The 14715-nt window shown below is 64.9% G+C and carries 15 protein-coding genes; 6 read left to right on the top strand and 9 right to left on the bottom strand.

Annotated features, from left to right (window positions below; genetic code table 11):
* Positions 1-194: 194 nt before the first annotated feature.
* Complete coding sequence (tyrS, locus tag CGS25_RS11420) at positions 195-1394, bottom strand: tyrosine--tRNA ligase (RefSeq protein WP_089033230.1); 1200 nt, start codon at positions 1392-1394, stop codon at positions 195-197.
* 194 nt (positions 1395-1588) lie between these two features.
* Here tyrS and CGS25_RS11415 point away from each other — a divergent pair, with 194 nt between their 5' ends.
* On the top strand, positions 1589-2965 hold the full coding sequence (locus CGS25_RS11415) for an OapA family protein (RefSeq protein ID WP_101675518.1): 1377 nt from the start codon (positions 1589-1591) through the stop codon (positions 2963-2965).
* Entirely contained in the window at positions 2955-4055 is a 1101-nt protein-coding gene (locus CGS25_RS11410; RefSeq protein ID WP_101675517.1) for an anhydro-N-acetylmuramic acid kinase, read from the top strand. The genes CGS25_RS11415 and CGS25_RS11410 overlap by 11 nt, the downstream gene beginning before the upstream one ends.
* Before the next feature lie 28 nt (positions 4056-4083).
* Here the strand turns inward: CGS25_RS11410 and CGS25_RS11405 are convergent, their stop codons facing one another.
* The 5 genes from CGS25_RS11405 to CGS25_RS11385 form a co-directional block, all read right to left on the bottom strand.
* Entirely contained in the window at positions 4084-4617 is a 534-nt protein-coding gene (locus tag CGS25_RS11405; protein WP_232802369.1) for a phosphatase PAP2 family protein, read from the bottom strand.
* An 81-nt stretch (positions 4618-4698) separates the two neighbouring features.
* The gene (gene erpA / locus CGS25_RS11400) at positions 4699-5037 is read right to left on the bottom strand and encodes an iron-sulfur cluster insertion protein ErpA (protein ID WP_089033234.1); all 339 of its coding nucleotides are present in this window, start codon (positions 5035-5037) and stop codon (positions 4699-4701) included.
* A gap of 52 nt (positions 5038-5089) precedes the next feature.
* The gene (locus CGS25_RS11395; RefSeq protein WP_089033235.1) at positions 5090-5533 is read right to left on the bottom strand and encodes a bactofilin family protein; all 444 of its coding nucleotides are present in this window, start codon (positions 5531-5533) and stop codon (positions 5090-5092) included.
* A 25-nt stretch (positions 5534-5558) separates the two neighbouring features.
* Entirely contained in the window at positions 5559-6284 is a 726-nt protein-coding gene (locus CGS25_RS11390) for a DUF6776 family protein (protein ID WP_089033236.1), read from the bottom strand.
* 129 nt (positions 6285-6413) lie between these two features.
* Entirely contained in the window at positions 6414-7799 is a 1386-nt protein-coding gene (locus tag CGS25_RS11385; RefSeq protein ID WP_232802368.1) for a chloride channel protein, read from the bottom strand.
* Between the two features lie 234 nt (positions 7800-8033).
* Between CGS25_RS11385 and hemJ the strand changes: the two genes are divergently transcribed.
* From hemJ to hemL, 4 genes are all read left to right on the top strand, one after another.
* Entirely contained in the window at positions 8034-8456 is a 423-nt protein-coding gene (hemJ, locus tag CGS25_RS11380; protein ID WP_089033238.1) for a protoporphyrinogen oxidase HemJ, read from the top strand.
* 108 nt (positions 8457-8564) lie between these two features.
* Positions 8565-9332, top strand: coding sequence for a bifunctional hydroxymethylpyrimidine kinase/phosphomethylpyrimidine kinase (gene thiD, locus CGS25_RS11375; protein ID WP_089033239.1), 768 nt, complete (start codon positions 8565-8567; stop codon positions 9330-9332).
* Positions 9329-9982, top strand: a complete 654-nt coding sequence (gene thiE, locus CGS25_RS11370; RefSeq protein ID WP_089033240.1) for a thiamine phosphate synthase — start codon at positions 9329-9331, stop codon at positions 9980-9982. The genes thiD and thiE overlap by 4 nt, the downstream gene beginning before the upstream one ends.
* A gap of 52 nt (positions 9983-10034) precedes the next feature.
* Complete coding sequence (gene hemL, locus CGS25_RS11365; RefSeq protein ID WP_089033241.1) at positions 10035-11321, top strand: glutamate-1-semialdehyde 2,1-aminomutase; 1287 nt, start codon at positions 10035-10037, stop codon at positions 11319-11321.
* A gap of 60 nt (positions 11322-11381) precedes the next feature.
* On the opposite strand, the gene ybaK is transcribed toward hemL, so the two are convergent.
* The 3 genes from ybaK to mrcB are packed head-to-tail and all read right to left on the bottom strand — an operon-like array spanning position 11382 to position 14613.
* Positions 11382-11846 carry a Cys-tRNA(Pro) deacylase gene (gene ybaK / locus CGS25_RS11360; protein ID WP_101675516.1) on the bottom strand — a complete coding sequence of 155 codons (465 nt, stop codon included), beginning with the start codon at positions 11844-11846 and terminating at the stop codon, positions 11382-11384.
* Positions 11843-12295, bottom strand: coding sequence for a tetratricopeptide repeat protein (locus CGS25_RS11355; protein ID WP_101675515.1), 453 nt, complete (start codon positions 12293-12295; stop codon positions 11843-11845). The genes ybaK and CGS25_RS11355 overlap by 4 nt, the downstream gene beginning before the upstream one ends.
* Complete coding sequence (gene mrcB / locus CGS25_RS11350) at positions 12271-14613, bottom strand: penicillin-binding protein 1B (protein WP_089033244.1); 2343 nt, start codon at positions 14611-14613, stop codon at positions 12271-12273. Before mrcB ends, CGS25_RS11355 begins: the two co-directional genes overlap by 25 nt.
* Positions 14614-14715 lie beyond the last annotated feature (102 nt).

Raw genomic sequence — 14715 nt, 5'->3', positions numbered from 1 at the left:
TCTACTCCAAACAGGTCCCACACGTTTGCTTGCCTGATTGTTAAAGAGCTGCGGGGCCGTCTGCGTTGTTGCCCCGTCGAGGAGTGCGCATTCTACGGATCGGGCACTTCCTGTCAAACCTTTTTTCGACGATTCCCTGAAATTCTTTCCGGGCGCTGGGAATTCAGCCATCCCAACGCCTCCAGCGCGATCCGCTAGCGGATCGTCACCCGCGCGATCTTCTTCTTACCGGCCTGAATCACCACGGTTTCGCCGCGGGTGAAGGAGCGCTCCTCCTCAAGCTGACGGCCATCCACATAGACCGCGCCCCGGGCGAAGACATCCTTGGCCGCCTTACCGTTCTGAGCCAGGCCGGCCAGCCGCAACAACGGCACCACGTGGACCTCGTCGCCATCGTCCAGCACTACCTCGACCTCCGGCACATTATCCGGAATCTCGCCCAAGGCGGTCAGGTTGCCCGCCGACGAGGGCGCCGCCAGGGCCGCGTCTTCCCCGTGGAAGCGGGTCACCATCTCCAGCGCGAAGGCCTTTTTTGCCTCCTGGGGGCTGCCCAGCCGCTGCGCCTGCGCTTTGCGTTCAGCCAGGTCCTGATTGGATAAGCCGCTAAGCAGTTCGTAGTAGCGCCAGGTCATATCATCCGGGATCGACAACAGTTTGCGGTACATCTCCCCCGGGGCGTCGCTGACACCGACGTAGTTCTTCAGTGACTTGGACATTTTCTGCACCCCGTCCAGCCCTTCGAGAATCGGCATGGTCAGGCAGATTTGAGCCGGCTGGCCGTAGGCCTTCTGCAGGGTACGGCCCATCAGCAGGTTGAATTTCTGATCGGTGCCACCCAGCTCCACATCGGCCTTCATGGCCACCGAGTCGTACCCCTGCACCAGCGGATAGAGGAACTCGTGAACGGCAATCGGCTGGTTGGCGCGGTAGCGCTTGTCGAAATCGTCGCGCTCGAGCATTCGCGCCACGGTGTACTGGCTGGCCAGCTTGATCATGCCGGCGGCGCCCAGCTCATTCATCCAGGTCGAGTTGAACATCACCTCGGTCTTTTCCGGATCAAGAATCTTGAACACCTGCTCTTTGTAGGTTTCCGCGTTGCGCTTGATGTCCTCCGGGCTGAGCGGCGGCCGCGTGGCACTCTTGCCGGTGGGATCACCGATCAGCCCGGTAAAGTCGCCAATCAGGAACATCACGTGGTGGCCCAGCTCCTGAAACTGGCGCAGCTTGTTGATCAACACCGTGTGACCCAGATGAAGGTCCGGGGCGGTGGGGTCGAACCCCGCCTTGATCCGCAACGGACGGCCGCTGGCCAGGCGCTCGCGCAGGTCCTGCTCCTGAATAATTTCGTCCGCCCCCCGGCGCAGCAGCGCCAGTTGTTCATCCACGTCGATCATTGTTACCTCTGAATCAGCGAAAATCCGCCTGCTTTTTCGGAACCCCACCACCGGTTCGCCGGTCGCAAAGGCTGGCTCGTTGCCATAAAGCGCGACATTGTAGCACTTGAAGGCAGTTGTAAAAGGCAGGTATCTTTGCAAGCAATTAATTACACTAACGCCCTGGCGGCCCATCCTCAGAGCACTGTTTAAGCATGAGACATCGTTTTTCCGCCCTTGGCCGAGTGGCGCGCCGTTTTCCCCGCGCCCACCTGATTCTCTCCGGCGCGCTGATTGCCACCGTCTCTCTGGTGGCGATGGTGCCGGAGTCTGGTGAAAGCCGCTCCGAGCGCGTACAGACCCTGACCCTGCCCAAACACGACGCCGGCGATCAGCTTGCCGGTCTGGAATCCTCCCGGCACCAGCAGGCCCAGCCGGCGGCTCCGACGGCCAGCGTCCCCACCCTGGCCAGCCAGCCCCAGGAACGGTGGCAACGCCTGACGGTGAAACCCGGTGACACGCTTTCCGGGCTGCTGCAGGAACACGGCGTCACCGCCACCCAGGTCTACCGGCTGATCAACGGCCACCCGCGCCTGAAAGAGCTGACCAACATCCGGCCCGGCGAAAGCTTTCAGATCTCCCTGGACAGCGGCGGCGAGCTGAACGCCCTGCGCTATCATCCGAGCCGTATCGAAACCGTGGAAGCCGAACTCGACGGTGAGCGCTGGCAGGTTGCCGCCCATACCCGGGAATACCTTCGTCGCACACGCTTCGCCGATGGCACCATCGACAACTCCCTGTTCCTGGCCGGCCACGCCGCGGGCATGAGCGATAACCTGACCATGCAACTGGCCAACATTTTTGGCTGGGATGTGGATTTCGTGCAGGACATCCGCCAGGGCGACCGCTTCCGCGTGCTCTACGAAGAGCTGTACCTGGACGGCGAAAAGGTGGGCGAAGGCAATATCCTGGCCGCCGAGTTCTGGAACCGTGGCCGCCACCTGACCGCCTATCGATTCCAGACCCGCTCCGGCGACACCGAATATCTGGATGCGGATGGCAACTCCATGCGCAAGGCGTTCATCCGCACGCCGGTGTCCTTCACCCGCATCAGCTCCCGCTTCAACCTGGGCCGCAAGCATCCGATTCTGAATCGGGTGCGCGCCCACCGGGGCATTGATTACGCGGCCCGCAGTGGCACGCCGATCAAGGCGGCCGGTAACGGCAAGGTGATTTTCGCCGGGGTGAAAGGCGGCTACGGCAACGTCGTTATCATTCAACACGGCCAGCAATACACCACCCTTTACGGTCACATGAAGGGCTTCGCCAAGGGCATTCGCGTGGGCAGCCGGGTCAATCAGAATCAGACCATTGGCTACGTTGGCATGACCGGGCTCGCCACCGGGCCGCATTTGCACTATGAGTTCCGCGTTAACGGCACTCACCGCGACCCGCTCACCGTGCCTCTGCCCAAAGCACGCGGCGTGGACGCCAATGAAAAGCCGCAGTTCCTGGTGCAGGCCAAACGCATGCAATCCCAGATCACCATGTTCGCCGAGGCCGCCACGCTGGCCAGCAGCAATGTCTTCTGAATCCGGCGTGTTCGCCGGTCTGATGACCGGCACCAGCCTGGACGGCGTGGACGCGGTGCTCGCCGTAGCGGAACCCGAACGGTTCCGTGTGCTCGCCCACCACAGCCTGCCGTTGCCGGATTCCCTGCGTGACCAATTACAGAGCCTGTGCCTGCCCGGCGACAACGAGATCGACCGCGCCGGCCCGGCCCATCGTCAACTGGGCCAGTGCTACGCCGAGGCCATCAAACAGCTGCTCACCGGGGCCGGCGTCGATGCCGCCCGGGTCACCGCCATTGGCTGCCATGGGCAGACCGTACGACACCGCCCCGGGCCACAGGGATTCAGCCTGCAATTGGGGTGCGCGGATACGCTGGCCTGTGACACCGGCATCCCGGTGATCAACGACTTTCGCAATAAAGACATGGTGCTGGGGGGCCAGGGCGCGCCGCTGGCCCCTCGCTTCCATCAGGCCCTGTTCGGAGCCCAGGGCCAGTTCACGGTGGTGCTCAATCTGGGCGGCATCGCCAACATCACCCTGCTCGACGGCGAGCGCCTGCTGGGGGGCTTCGATACCGGCCCTGCCAACACCTTGCTGGACCAGTGGTATCGACGCCACCAGAGCGGCGCCTTTGACCGTGACGGCGCCTGGTCCCGGGGTGGACGGGTACTGCCCGCCTTGCTGGAGCGCCTGCTGCGGGACCGGTACTTTCATCGGCCAGCGCCGAAAAGCACCGGCCGCGAGGACTTTAATCTGCCCTGGCTGGAGCAGGCCCTGGCCGGCGATGAGGCGCCCCGGGACGTTCAGGCCACCCTCGCTGAATTGACCGCCCGCTCGGTCGCCGACGCCCTGCGCGATCACCGCCCGGACCGCCTGCTGGTGTGTGGCGGCGGCGCGCACAACAGCGACCTGATGGCCCGCCTGTCGGCCTGCCTGGGCGGCGATGTGCCGGTGCAGGACACCGGCCAGTGGGGACTGCAACCAGATCAGGTGGAAGCCGCCGCATTCGCCTGGCTGGCTTGGGCCTATTGGCATCGGGTGCCGGGCAACGCCCCGCTGGTCACCGGCGCCCGCCGCGAAGCGGTGCTTGGCCATCTCACTTTGCCCTGATTCGCCCTGCCCGGCGATCCACTGCGCTTTACAACAGCCCCAGGCCCAGCAGCGCGCAGGCCGCGCCCAACACCGCGCCGGCGGCGATGTCGGTGGGGTAGTGCACGCCCAGCAGCACCCTGGACAGGCCGACCAGCGCGGCGAACACCAACGCCGGCGTGGCGGCCAGCGGAAACAACACCGCCAGCAGCGTGGCCATCACGAAGGCGGCCGCGGTATGCCCGGATGGGAAACTGAAACGGTCAGCGGGTTGAATGAACGCGCACAGGGACTCCAGGGAATCCGCCGGACGCGGTCTTTTAATCAGATGTTTGAGCACAACGAAGGCCGGCACCTCAATGCCGTAGGCAAAAGCGGCCGCCAACGCGAAACGCTCGCCCTGAACGCCACCCAACAACCACAACAGCAGCGCCAACAAGGCGTACAGCGGACCATCACCGAGCCGGGAGATGGCCCGCGCGAGCCGCGCCCGCCCGGCGGCGCGGGGCTGCTCGAGCAACCAGCACATGGCGCGCAGGTCAGCGGCGGTCATACGTTGCAAAGAGGGGCGAGGGAATGTCATAGGCCCAGCATCCGCCGACATGACGACGCTGACTTGACACTTTGGTGACGTTTTTATGACCGGAACGCCGGCCGGCGCGGCTCAGACCGAGAACGACGACCCGCAGCCACAGGTGGTGGCGGCGTTGGGGTTATGGACAATAAACCGGGAGCCCATCAACCCCTGCTCGTAATCCACCTCGGAACCGTCCAGGTACTGAATACTCATGGCATCCACCAGCAGGGTGACGTCTTCGCGGGCCACGGAGGTGTCGTCCTCGTTGCTTTGCTCATCGAACGTAAAGCCGTAGGAGAAGCCCGCGCAGCCGCCGCCGGTGATATAGACCCGCAGCTTGAGATTCGGGTTGCCTTCGTCATCACGAAGCTCGCGCACCTTGGCGGCGGCGCGTTCGGTCAGAATGATGGGGCTGGATTCGCTCATGTCGGTCCGTAATGCTGTAAGAACGCCATCTTCCAATACCCGAGTAATACAGTCAAGAATGGTCGGCGTCGGCGCTCTCGACGGCGTGCGGCGTACCCGGCTTCTCCGGCGCCGGCAGGTGGCGCCGCTCCTCGTCGAGACGGACCAGCTTGCCATTGACCCGCGCGCCCATCAGCATTTCGACCATAACGTAGAAGACATTGCCTTCAACCTGGGCCTTGCTGGCCAGCTCCAGGTGTTCGCTGGCGTTCACATCGCCTTCCACGCGGCCGTTGATGGTGACCCGGGGCACGCGAATCTCACCGCGCACCACGCCACTCTCGCCAATCACCAGTTGGCCGCCGTCGCCGGTCACGCTGATGTTGCCCTCCACTTCCCCCTGGATGTGCAACCCCCCGCTGAACTCGATATCCCCAATGATACGGGCACTGGGAGCGATCAGGGTGTGATCGCGAAAGCTCTGCTGTGCGCTGCTTTTCTTGTCTCGCCCTCTCACCAGCCATTCTCCTGCTTGGTTGAATTTACCAGCGGAGGCTCTGCACCACCTCGGAGCGGCGTCCAGCGGTGGAGCGGGCCTCCATCTCCAGCGTATCCACTTTGAAATCCGCCGGCACCGTCAGGATACCGGAGAGTTCCTGAAAATAACGGAAACGGAAGCGCAATTCGTCGCTTTCCTCCAGCAGCGACCCGGCGTCCAATGTCGCCGCCTGGCCGTTGCGATGCCCAACCAGCCGCAACCTCACGTCACCGGCCAGATAGCCGCGATTATCGCCAGCCTGGACCAGCACCAGACTGTAACGGAAACGGTGCTCGCCGGCGGCGGGGCTGACGTCGAACTTCTGGACCCGCAGCGGACCGTCTTCACCCCCGGGCGCCATTACGCTCTTATAAAACGCCACCGCTTCCTCAAGCTCCGCGCTCTGGTCGCGCAATCCGCGAATCTCCTCACGCAACTTGCCCCGCGCCTGCTCCGCCACATCCACTTCAGCCTTGTAAATGGCCAGCTCATGGCGGGCGGTGCGCAACGAGGCGCGTGTTTCGTCCAGGGATTGACTCAGGGTTTCGTTGTTCAGATTGCTGTCCAGCGCACCGCTGTGGCCCAGCCACAACCCACCAGCGAACAACGCCAGCGCCGCCACCACCGCCAAGGCGCCGAGCGTCAGTCGGGTGCGGCGCTGCTGCGTAGGGCTGACCGGCACCAGTACGACGTCGTCGATACCGGCACGCGGCCGGCCATGGCGGGCCATCAGACGCGGTCCGCTCTGTTTATGGTGAAAATATCGAAGTCCCCACTCACACCCATAATTCCCCTGTTCCGCTAATGCATTGTTATCAGCGAGTGAGGATCATAGGGTTCGCCACCGGCGCGGGCAACTTCACCGCCCGCTTTCCGGCGGCTCCGCCGGCACCACCCGCGCCCGATCCAGCGCCATGCCCTCGCCTTCCTGAAGGCGATCCGCCAGCGAGTCGTACAGCGGGCGCAGCCATACCAGCTTGGCCACCGCCGCGGCGAGAAAGGCCCCGGCCATGAGCGGCAAAAGAATGTCGTGGCGGTTGCCGGTGAGCTCCATGACGATCACGAAAGAGGTAATTGGCCGCTGGATCACCCCGGCCAGAAAGGCGGACATCGCCACCAGGGTGACGCCCACCACTGAGGAATTGGGCACCCAATGGCCGATCACGTTACCGATCCCGGCGCCCGCCGCCAGGCTGGGCGAAAACAGGCCGCCGGGGATGCCGGTAAAGTACGACACCAGCGTGGCGCTCATCTTCGCCAGCGGGTACAGCACCCCGCCCTCTACATCCTCGGTGATCAGGTGGCGGGCCTGTTCGTAGCCACTGCCATAGGTGGCGCCACCGGTGATCAGGCCCAGAAACACCACCACCAGCGCACACAGGAACACCACCCGGTAGGGGTTCTGGCGGGCGTAAGGGGCGAGAAAGCGGCTGCCGGTGATCAGCAGCCGGCTGAACAAACCGCCGAGCAACCCGCACACCAGCCCGGTCACGCCGATGGCGAGCCAGTCCTGAGCCAGATCCAGCGTGCCCTGAGGATGCCCGAAATAGCTGTAGTGGCCCATCATCATCAGCACCACCACGCCGGAGAGAATGATCGCCAGAATCAGGGTACCGCTGGTGCGCTGTTCGAACGAGCCGGCCAGCTCCTCAATGGCGAACACGATCCCGGCCAGCGGCGCGTTGAACGCCGCCGACACACCGGCGGCGCCGCCGGCGACGATCAGGGCGTTATCCACGTATTTCTGGTGCAGCCGGCCCATCTGTCCGACCGAGTACATCATCGCCGCGCCCATCTGCACGCTGGGGCCCTCGCGGCCAATGCTGGCGCCACACATCAAACCCAGACAGGTCAGGCCGAACTTGAGCACGATCACGCGCAACGACAGAAAGGTCGGCCGCAGCCAGTGGTAGCGCTGCTTGAGCACCACCAGAACCTGGGGAATACCGCTGCCCTGTGACTCCGACCCCATGTGCCGCATCACCCAGGCGATGAACACCATGCCAGCCGGCGTTAACACCAGAGGGATCAGCGGCGAGCGCTGTTCCAGGGAAACAAACACCTGAAACGCCTGCTCGGTGACCCAGGCAAACGCCACGGTGAGCAAACCCACCAACAGCGCGCCGACCCAGAACACCACCCGCAGTTTCCAGTCCTGCACCGTGCCAAGCTGCCGACGAGACAGGCGACGTGTGCGAAACAGGTAGTATCGCAACAGACGGCTGGCGCGCGGTGGCTTATTCACGGGCATCCTCTTTTGGTCGACGGGATCAGGGATCCGGAGCGCGATCATCCGATCCACTCCCCGCGGGAGAGTGGCGACGCAAACCCTGCGAGCGATGCTGGCGCCGGGTGATCGTGACAGGAAAGGCGATATAGTATAGGCCGCCACGCGGCGACACTCCAATGTCGCCAGGTAAACATTCATGTCCGCGCTTCACGGACATTCAGTGTGGAGAGACATTGTGGAGAGACAAGCATGCTCTGGCTGAAGGCCTTTCACATTATCGCCGTGATTTGCTGGTTCGCCGGCATTTTCTATTTGCCGCGGCTGTTCGTGTACCACGCCATGGCCGAGGATCAGCCCAGCCGGGAACGCTTCAAGATCATGGAGCGCAAGCTCTATCGGGGCATCATGAACCCGGCGATGATCGCCACCCTGGTGCTCGGCATCTGGATGCTGGCGCTCAACTGGGGCTATTACAAAACCCAGGGCTGGTTGCACGCCAAGCTGTTTCTGGTGGTGTTGCTGATCGGCTATCACCATATGTGCCTGGGGCTGATGAAAAAATTCGCCGCCGACGCCAACACCCACGGCCATCGCTTTTATCGCGTGTTCAACGAGATCCCCGTGCTGCTGCTGGTCGCCATCGTCATTCTGGTGGTGGTGAAACCGTTTTGACCGCCAGGTTCCCTTGACGCCGGCCGCCCAACGCCGGACGCTGGCGCTCCATGTCCGGCGCTTTGCGATGCCGGGCGGCCCGTTCCCAGTGCTCAGCGTATTGTTGCCATGAAACCGAATATTCTTGTTATCGCTGGCCATGATCCCTCCGGTGGCGCCGGCATTCATGCCGACATCGAGGCGATCCAAGCCCTGGGTGGCTTCGCCAGCACCCTGATTACCGCCCTGACGGTGCAAAACAGCCGTCGTGTTACCGGCTTTCAACTGACCGACCTGGATCTACTGGATCGACAGGCGGACGCCTTGCTGGCCGATTACTCATTCAGCGCCGTCAAGATCGGCATGACCGGCTCGGTGGCCACGGTGGAATGGATCGCGCGCCTGCTGGCTCGCCTGCCCGGCGTGCCGGTGGTGCTCGACCCGGTCCTGGCGGCGGAATCCGGTGGCGCGCTGGCGCGGGAAAATCTCAGTGATGCTCTGATCGACGTGCTCGCCCCGGCCACCACCGTGCTCACCCCCAACCTGCCCGAGGCGCAATCGCTCAGCGGCGAACACGGAGTGCACGCCGCCGGCGAGGCGCTCAGCCAGCGTTGTGGTCAGGCGGTGCTGGTCACCGGCACCCACGACGACACCGATCAGGTCAGCAATCATCTGTTTCAGCCCGACCGCCATCGCCATTGGGACTGGCCCCGGCTTCCCCACGTCTATCATGGCTCCGGCTGCTCACTGGCCTCGGCGATGGCCTGCCTGCTGGCCCGTGGCGAGCCCCTCGAGCAGGCCACCGGCAACGCGCAGCAATGGCTGCACCAGGCGCTCAAAAACGCCTGGCGGCCCGGCGGCGGCCAGTACGTTCCGAATCGGAGCCCGGCGCCATGAGCCAGCGCGACCCGCGGATCGCCGGGCTGTACGCGATCACCGACCCGGCGCTTATCCCCGGCGACCAACTGATGCAGGCCGCTGCCGCCGCGCTGCGTGGCGGCGCTCGGATATTGCAATACCGGGATAAACCCGCCGATTCCACCACCCGCCGGCAGCGCGCCGGTCACCTGGCGCGGCTCTGTCAGGAACACGGCGCCGCCTTTATCGTCAACGACGATGCCGAGTTGGCCGCCGAGGTCGGCGCCGACGGTGTGCATCTGGGGCAAAGCGATGGTCAGGTGGCGCTGGCGCGCTCGCTTCTTGGCGCCGGCAAGCTGATCGGCGTGTCCTGCCACGGCAGCCTGGAGCTGGCCGCCCGCGCCGCCGGCGAGGGCGCCGACTATCTCGCCCTGGGGCGCTTTTTCGATTCGCGCACCAAACCCCAGGCGCCCCCCGCCAGCCTGGACACGCTGGTCCAGGCACGCCGGCGCTTCGCGCTGCCCCTGGTGGCGATCGGCGGTGTGAATGCGCATAATGCCCGGCAATTGATCGACGCTGGCGCCGACGCCGTGGCGGTGATCCACGCGCTGTTTGGCGATGCGGACATCGAAGCCCGCGCGGGTCGGCTGGCCAGCCTGTTCGACACCCCCGATTCCCCCTTGAAGTGATCGCCCGCCCCACGGCGGCCATCGCCGTGGGGCCGCTTTCCCAGGAGTTTCCATGAGCCGCAAGCAATCCGAGCAACTGTTCCGCCGCGCCCAGCGCCATATTCCCGGTGGCGTCAATTCTCCGGTGCGCGCCTTTAAAGGGGTCGGTGGTACACCGGTGTTCTTTGAGCGCGCCGAGGGCGCCTGGCTGTTCGACGAAGACGACAACCGCTATGTGGACTATGTCGGCTCCTGGGGGCCGATGATTCTTGGCCACAACCACCCGCGGGTGCGTGAGGCGGTGCAAAAGGCGGTGATGGACGGGCTCAGCTTCGGCGCGCCCACCGCCGCCGAGGTGGAGATGGCCGATCTGGTCTGCGAGCTGGTGCCCTCCATGGACATGGTGCGCATGGTCAACTCCGGCACCGAAGCGACCATGAGCGCGATTCGTCTGGCCCGTGGCTACACCGGACGCGACAAGATCATCAAATTCGAAGGCTGCTACCACGGCCACGTGGACAGCCTGCTGGTGAAGGCCGGCTCCGGCGCCCTGACGCTGGGCAGCCCCAGCTCGCCCGGGGTGCCCAAAGCGGTCACCGACGACACTCTGGTGCTCAACTACAATGACGCCGGCGGCCTGGAATCCGTGTTTGCAGCCGAAGGCGAACGGATTGCCGCGGTGATCGTCGAGCCGGTGGCGGGCAACATGAACTGCGTGCCGCCCACCCAGGGGTTCCTGCAAGCCCTGCGCGATTATTGCGACCGCTACGGCGCGGTGCTGATCTTCGATGAAGTGATGACCGGGTTCCGGGTCGCCCTGGGCGGCGCCCAGGCCCATTACGGCATCACCCCCGACCTCACCACCCTGGGCAAAATCATCGGTGGCGGCATGCCGGTGGGCGCCCTCGGCGGCAAAAAGGAAATCATGGAGCAGCTCTCACCGCTGGGCCCGGTGTACCAGGCCGGTACGCTGTCCGGTAACCCGGTGGCCATGGCCGCCGGTCTGGCGACCCTGAAGCTGCTGCGTCGGGAAGGGTTTCACGATGAGCTGAGCGCCAAAACCGAACGGCTTACCGAGGGTCTGGCCCTGGCCGCCAGAGAGTGCGGCATTGCCTTCACCACCACCCGGGCGGGCGGCATGTTCGGCCTGTTCTTCACTGAACAAACCCGCATCAGCCGCTTCGACGAGGTGATGGCCTGCGACCAGGCGCGCTTCAAAACGTTCTTCCATGCGATGTTGGATCGCGGCGTTTATCTGGCGCCCAGCGCCTTCGAGGCGGGCTTTGTCTCAATCGCGCACAGCGACGAGGACATCGATGCCACCCTGGACGCCGCCCGCCAGGCTTTCGCCACGCTGTAATGCCCGGCCATTCTTGAAGCAAGCCGCCGGCTTGCGACGGTTTGCTTCGAGAGCGGTGGATTAACGAGCCAGCGGCACCAGCTTGCCGCCGGTGATGGCGAGCAGATCCGCCGGCGCCATCTCGATTTCCAGCCCACGGCGACCGCCGCTCATGTACAGCGTCTCGAGATCGCCGGCGCGCTCGTCCAGCCACAGCGGCGAGCGTTTCTTCTGGCCGAGCGGGCTGATGCCCCCCAGCACATAGCCGGTCAGGCGCTGAGCCAGAGCCGCATCCGTCATCACCGCCTTCTTGCCGCCCGCCGCCCGGGCCAGCGCTTTCAGATCCAGCTTCAGGTGCACCGGCACCATCGCCACCTGCGGCCGTTCGTCGACCACCGCCAGCAACGTCTTGAACACCCGCTCCGGGGACAACCGCAAAGCCTGGGCCGCCTCCAACCCATAGTGTTCCACCTGCGGGTCACTCTCATAGCTGTGCAGGTGGAACACCACGCCGGCGCGCTCGGCGAGCCTTACCGCCGGTGTCATGCACGGGCCTTGCGCAGATCCCGTGCCCGCGCGCGCGCATCACGGGCGCCACCGCTGTCGCCCTGATTGACCCGCGAGGTGGCCACCAGATCCCACAGCTGCGCCTGATATTCGCGATTGTCCGGCGCCAGCCGCAGCGCGCGCAGCGCCAACCCTTCGGCGGCGTGAGCGTCGCCTTCCTGCAAGCGCAGTTCGGCGAGCTGGCGGTACAACCAGGAGGAATCCGGCGCCATGTTCAGTGCCCGCTCCAGATAGCGCCCGGCGGCGGCCGTGTCGCCCCGGCCGCGAGCCTGATCGGCGCGCTCCAGCAACGACAACGCCGGCGATCCGGCCAGCTCGGTGTTCGCCGTTACCGGCTCACCATCCGGCGTTCCGGCCGGCGGCGTCCTCGTCGCGCAGCCGGTCAGCAACGCGCTCAGCAGAATCAGTCGAACCAGCCCTTGAACCATTCCACTACTCCTTTTCCGGCGCGGGTGGCGGCGCCACAACCGTCGCCCTGTTCGGGAATCGACGCTTCCATCATCGGGTACAATCTGGCGCCGTCACACCCTTCGCCACTGCGCCGCTCGCCACTCGGCGCCATCCACACCGGCTTGACGCCGCCGGGCAGACGCTGGGAAAGGCTACGCTGGGGCAGCCCCTTCATCAATTGGGTCCACACCGGCAACGCCCCGGTGGCGCCGGTCACGCCGGCGTTGCGGTTGTCGTCCCGGCCCACCCAGACCACCGCCAGGTGGTTGGCGGAAAAACCCGCGAACCAGGCGTCGCGATAATCGTCGCTGGTGCCGGTTTTGCCCGCCACGATGACATCGGCCGGCAGGGCCGCGCGCGCGGCGCGGCCAGTGCCATGGTCCACCACCTGCTGCATCGCCCACTGGATCAGAAAGGCCGGGCCCGAGTCGAGCACTTCCTCGGTGTCCACCGGGTAGCGCGCCAGCGGCTCGCCGTCTTTATCCAGCACATCGGTGATCGAACGCAGATGCGTGGAGAACCCGCCGGTGGCCAGAGGCTGATACATCATCGCCACTTCGAAGGGGGTCATCTCCAGGCTGCCGAGCAAGATACTCGGGTACAGCGGAATGTTCCGCTTTACCCCCAACTCACGCAGGGTGTCGGCGACCTTATCCAGCCCTACTTCCATGCCCAACCGCGCGGTCGCTTGGTTTCGCGAATGCACCAGCACGTCCAGCATCGGCATCGGCCCCAGCGAATCGCCCTCGAAATTGCGCGGCGCCCACACATCGCCGTTCTTCAGCGGCACTTTCAATGGGGCGTCGTTGACCAGGGTGGCCAGATTGTATTTGTCCGGCTGCTTGAGCGCCGTCAGTAACACCGCCGGCTTCACCAGCGAGCCGATCGGCCGCACCGCGTCCAGGGCTCGATTGAACCCCGCCTCCCGGGAACGCCGGCTGCTCACCACCGCCAGCACATCGCCCTGGGCCGGTGCCACCAGCACCACCGCGCCATTGAGGCCGTCGCCGGCGGGATCACGACGCTTGAGCTGCTCGCGCAGCGCCTTTTCGGCGGCCAACTGGGACAATACATCCAGCGTGGAATGGATATGCAGCCCGTCCACGCCCAGCACCTCCGGCGGGTAGTCCCGCGCCAGTTGCCGGCGCACCAGGTCGATAAAGGCGGGGAAAGCGTACAGCGGTGAGGCACCGCGCGGCACCACTTCCAGATCGTGCCGGCGGTAACGCTGGTAATCGTTTTCGCTGAGCGCGCCTTCGTCACGGGCGACCCGCAAGACGGTATTGCGGCGCGCCAGTGAGCGCTCCGGGTTGCGGCGCGGGTCGTAATAGCTGGGCCCCTTGAGCAGCGCCACCAGGGTGGCAAGCTGATGCGGGTCCAGTTCTTCCAGGGGGCGTCCGAAATAAAACTGCGCGCCCAGGCCCATGCCATGGATGGCGCGGCCACCGTCCTGCCCCAGGTACACCTCGTTCAGGTAGGCTTCAAGAATTTGCTGCTTGCTGTAATGCAACTCCAGCAGCACCGCCATCGGCATTTCCATCAGCTTGCGCACCAGGGTGCGATCCTGGGTCAGCCAGAAATTCTTCACCAGCTGTTGCGTGAGCGTACTGCCGCCTTGCACCAGACCACCGGCTTTCAGGTTGGTCAGCATGGCCCGCGCCAGCCCTCGGAATGACAGGCCGTGGTGCTGATAGAAGTCCTGATCCTCGGTGGCCACCAGCATTTTCACCAGCAGCGGTGGCACCCGGTCCAGCGGCACGAACACCCGGTCTTCGGTGTGACCGGGGTGAATGCTGCCAATCTGCAGTGGCTCCAAACGGCCCACCGAGCCGCCTTTGCCGGTCTTCATGCGGGTCACCTGGCCGCCGCCCAGGGTCACGCGCAACGTCTGCGACGGCTCCCCACCATCGCTGTCGCGGAACCCCCGGGTGTGAATCAGCAAGGTGTTGCCCTGGGCCGCGTAACTGCCGGCGGTGGGCGCGCCGGCGGCGTTGCGATAGCGCATCAGATCCAACAGACGCAACATGTCGTCGCGGGACAACACCCGCCCGGGATACAGCTCGGTGGGGCGAGCATAGACCCGCGCCGGCAGTTGCCAGACATGACTGTCGAAGCGCTGACGCACCCAGGCATCCAGGTATGCGGTGCCCGCGATCGCCAGCACCAGAACCACCACCGACAGCTTGGCGATGAACCGCCAGCTGAACCAGCGCCGCCCACCCGTCCGTTGGGTGCGTTTCTTTCCTTTCTTTACGGGACGGCGTCGGGACGCCGGTTTGCTCGGTTTTTTCGCCATGGCCGCGAGTATAGATGTTTGAATAAGGAGGTCCATATCAGGCTGCTCAAAAACCCCTTGCCTCCGCGCGCTTCAGGCCAGGCAGAGTCCGCAACGGGTTGT

This window comes from Alloalcanivorax mobilis (assembly GCF_002864685.1).
GTDB classification, from domain to species: Bacteria; Pseudomonadota; Gammaproteobacteria; order Pseudomonadales; family Alcanivoracaceae; genus Alloalcanivorax; species Alloalcanivorax mobilis.
The sequence above is the reverse complement of the archived record's forward strand: the minus strand, read 5'-3'. Positions and strand labels throughout refer to the sequence as shown.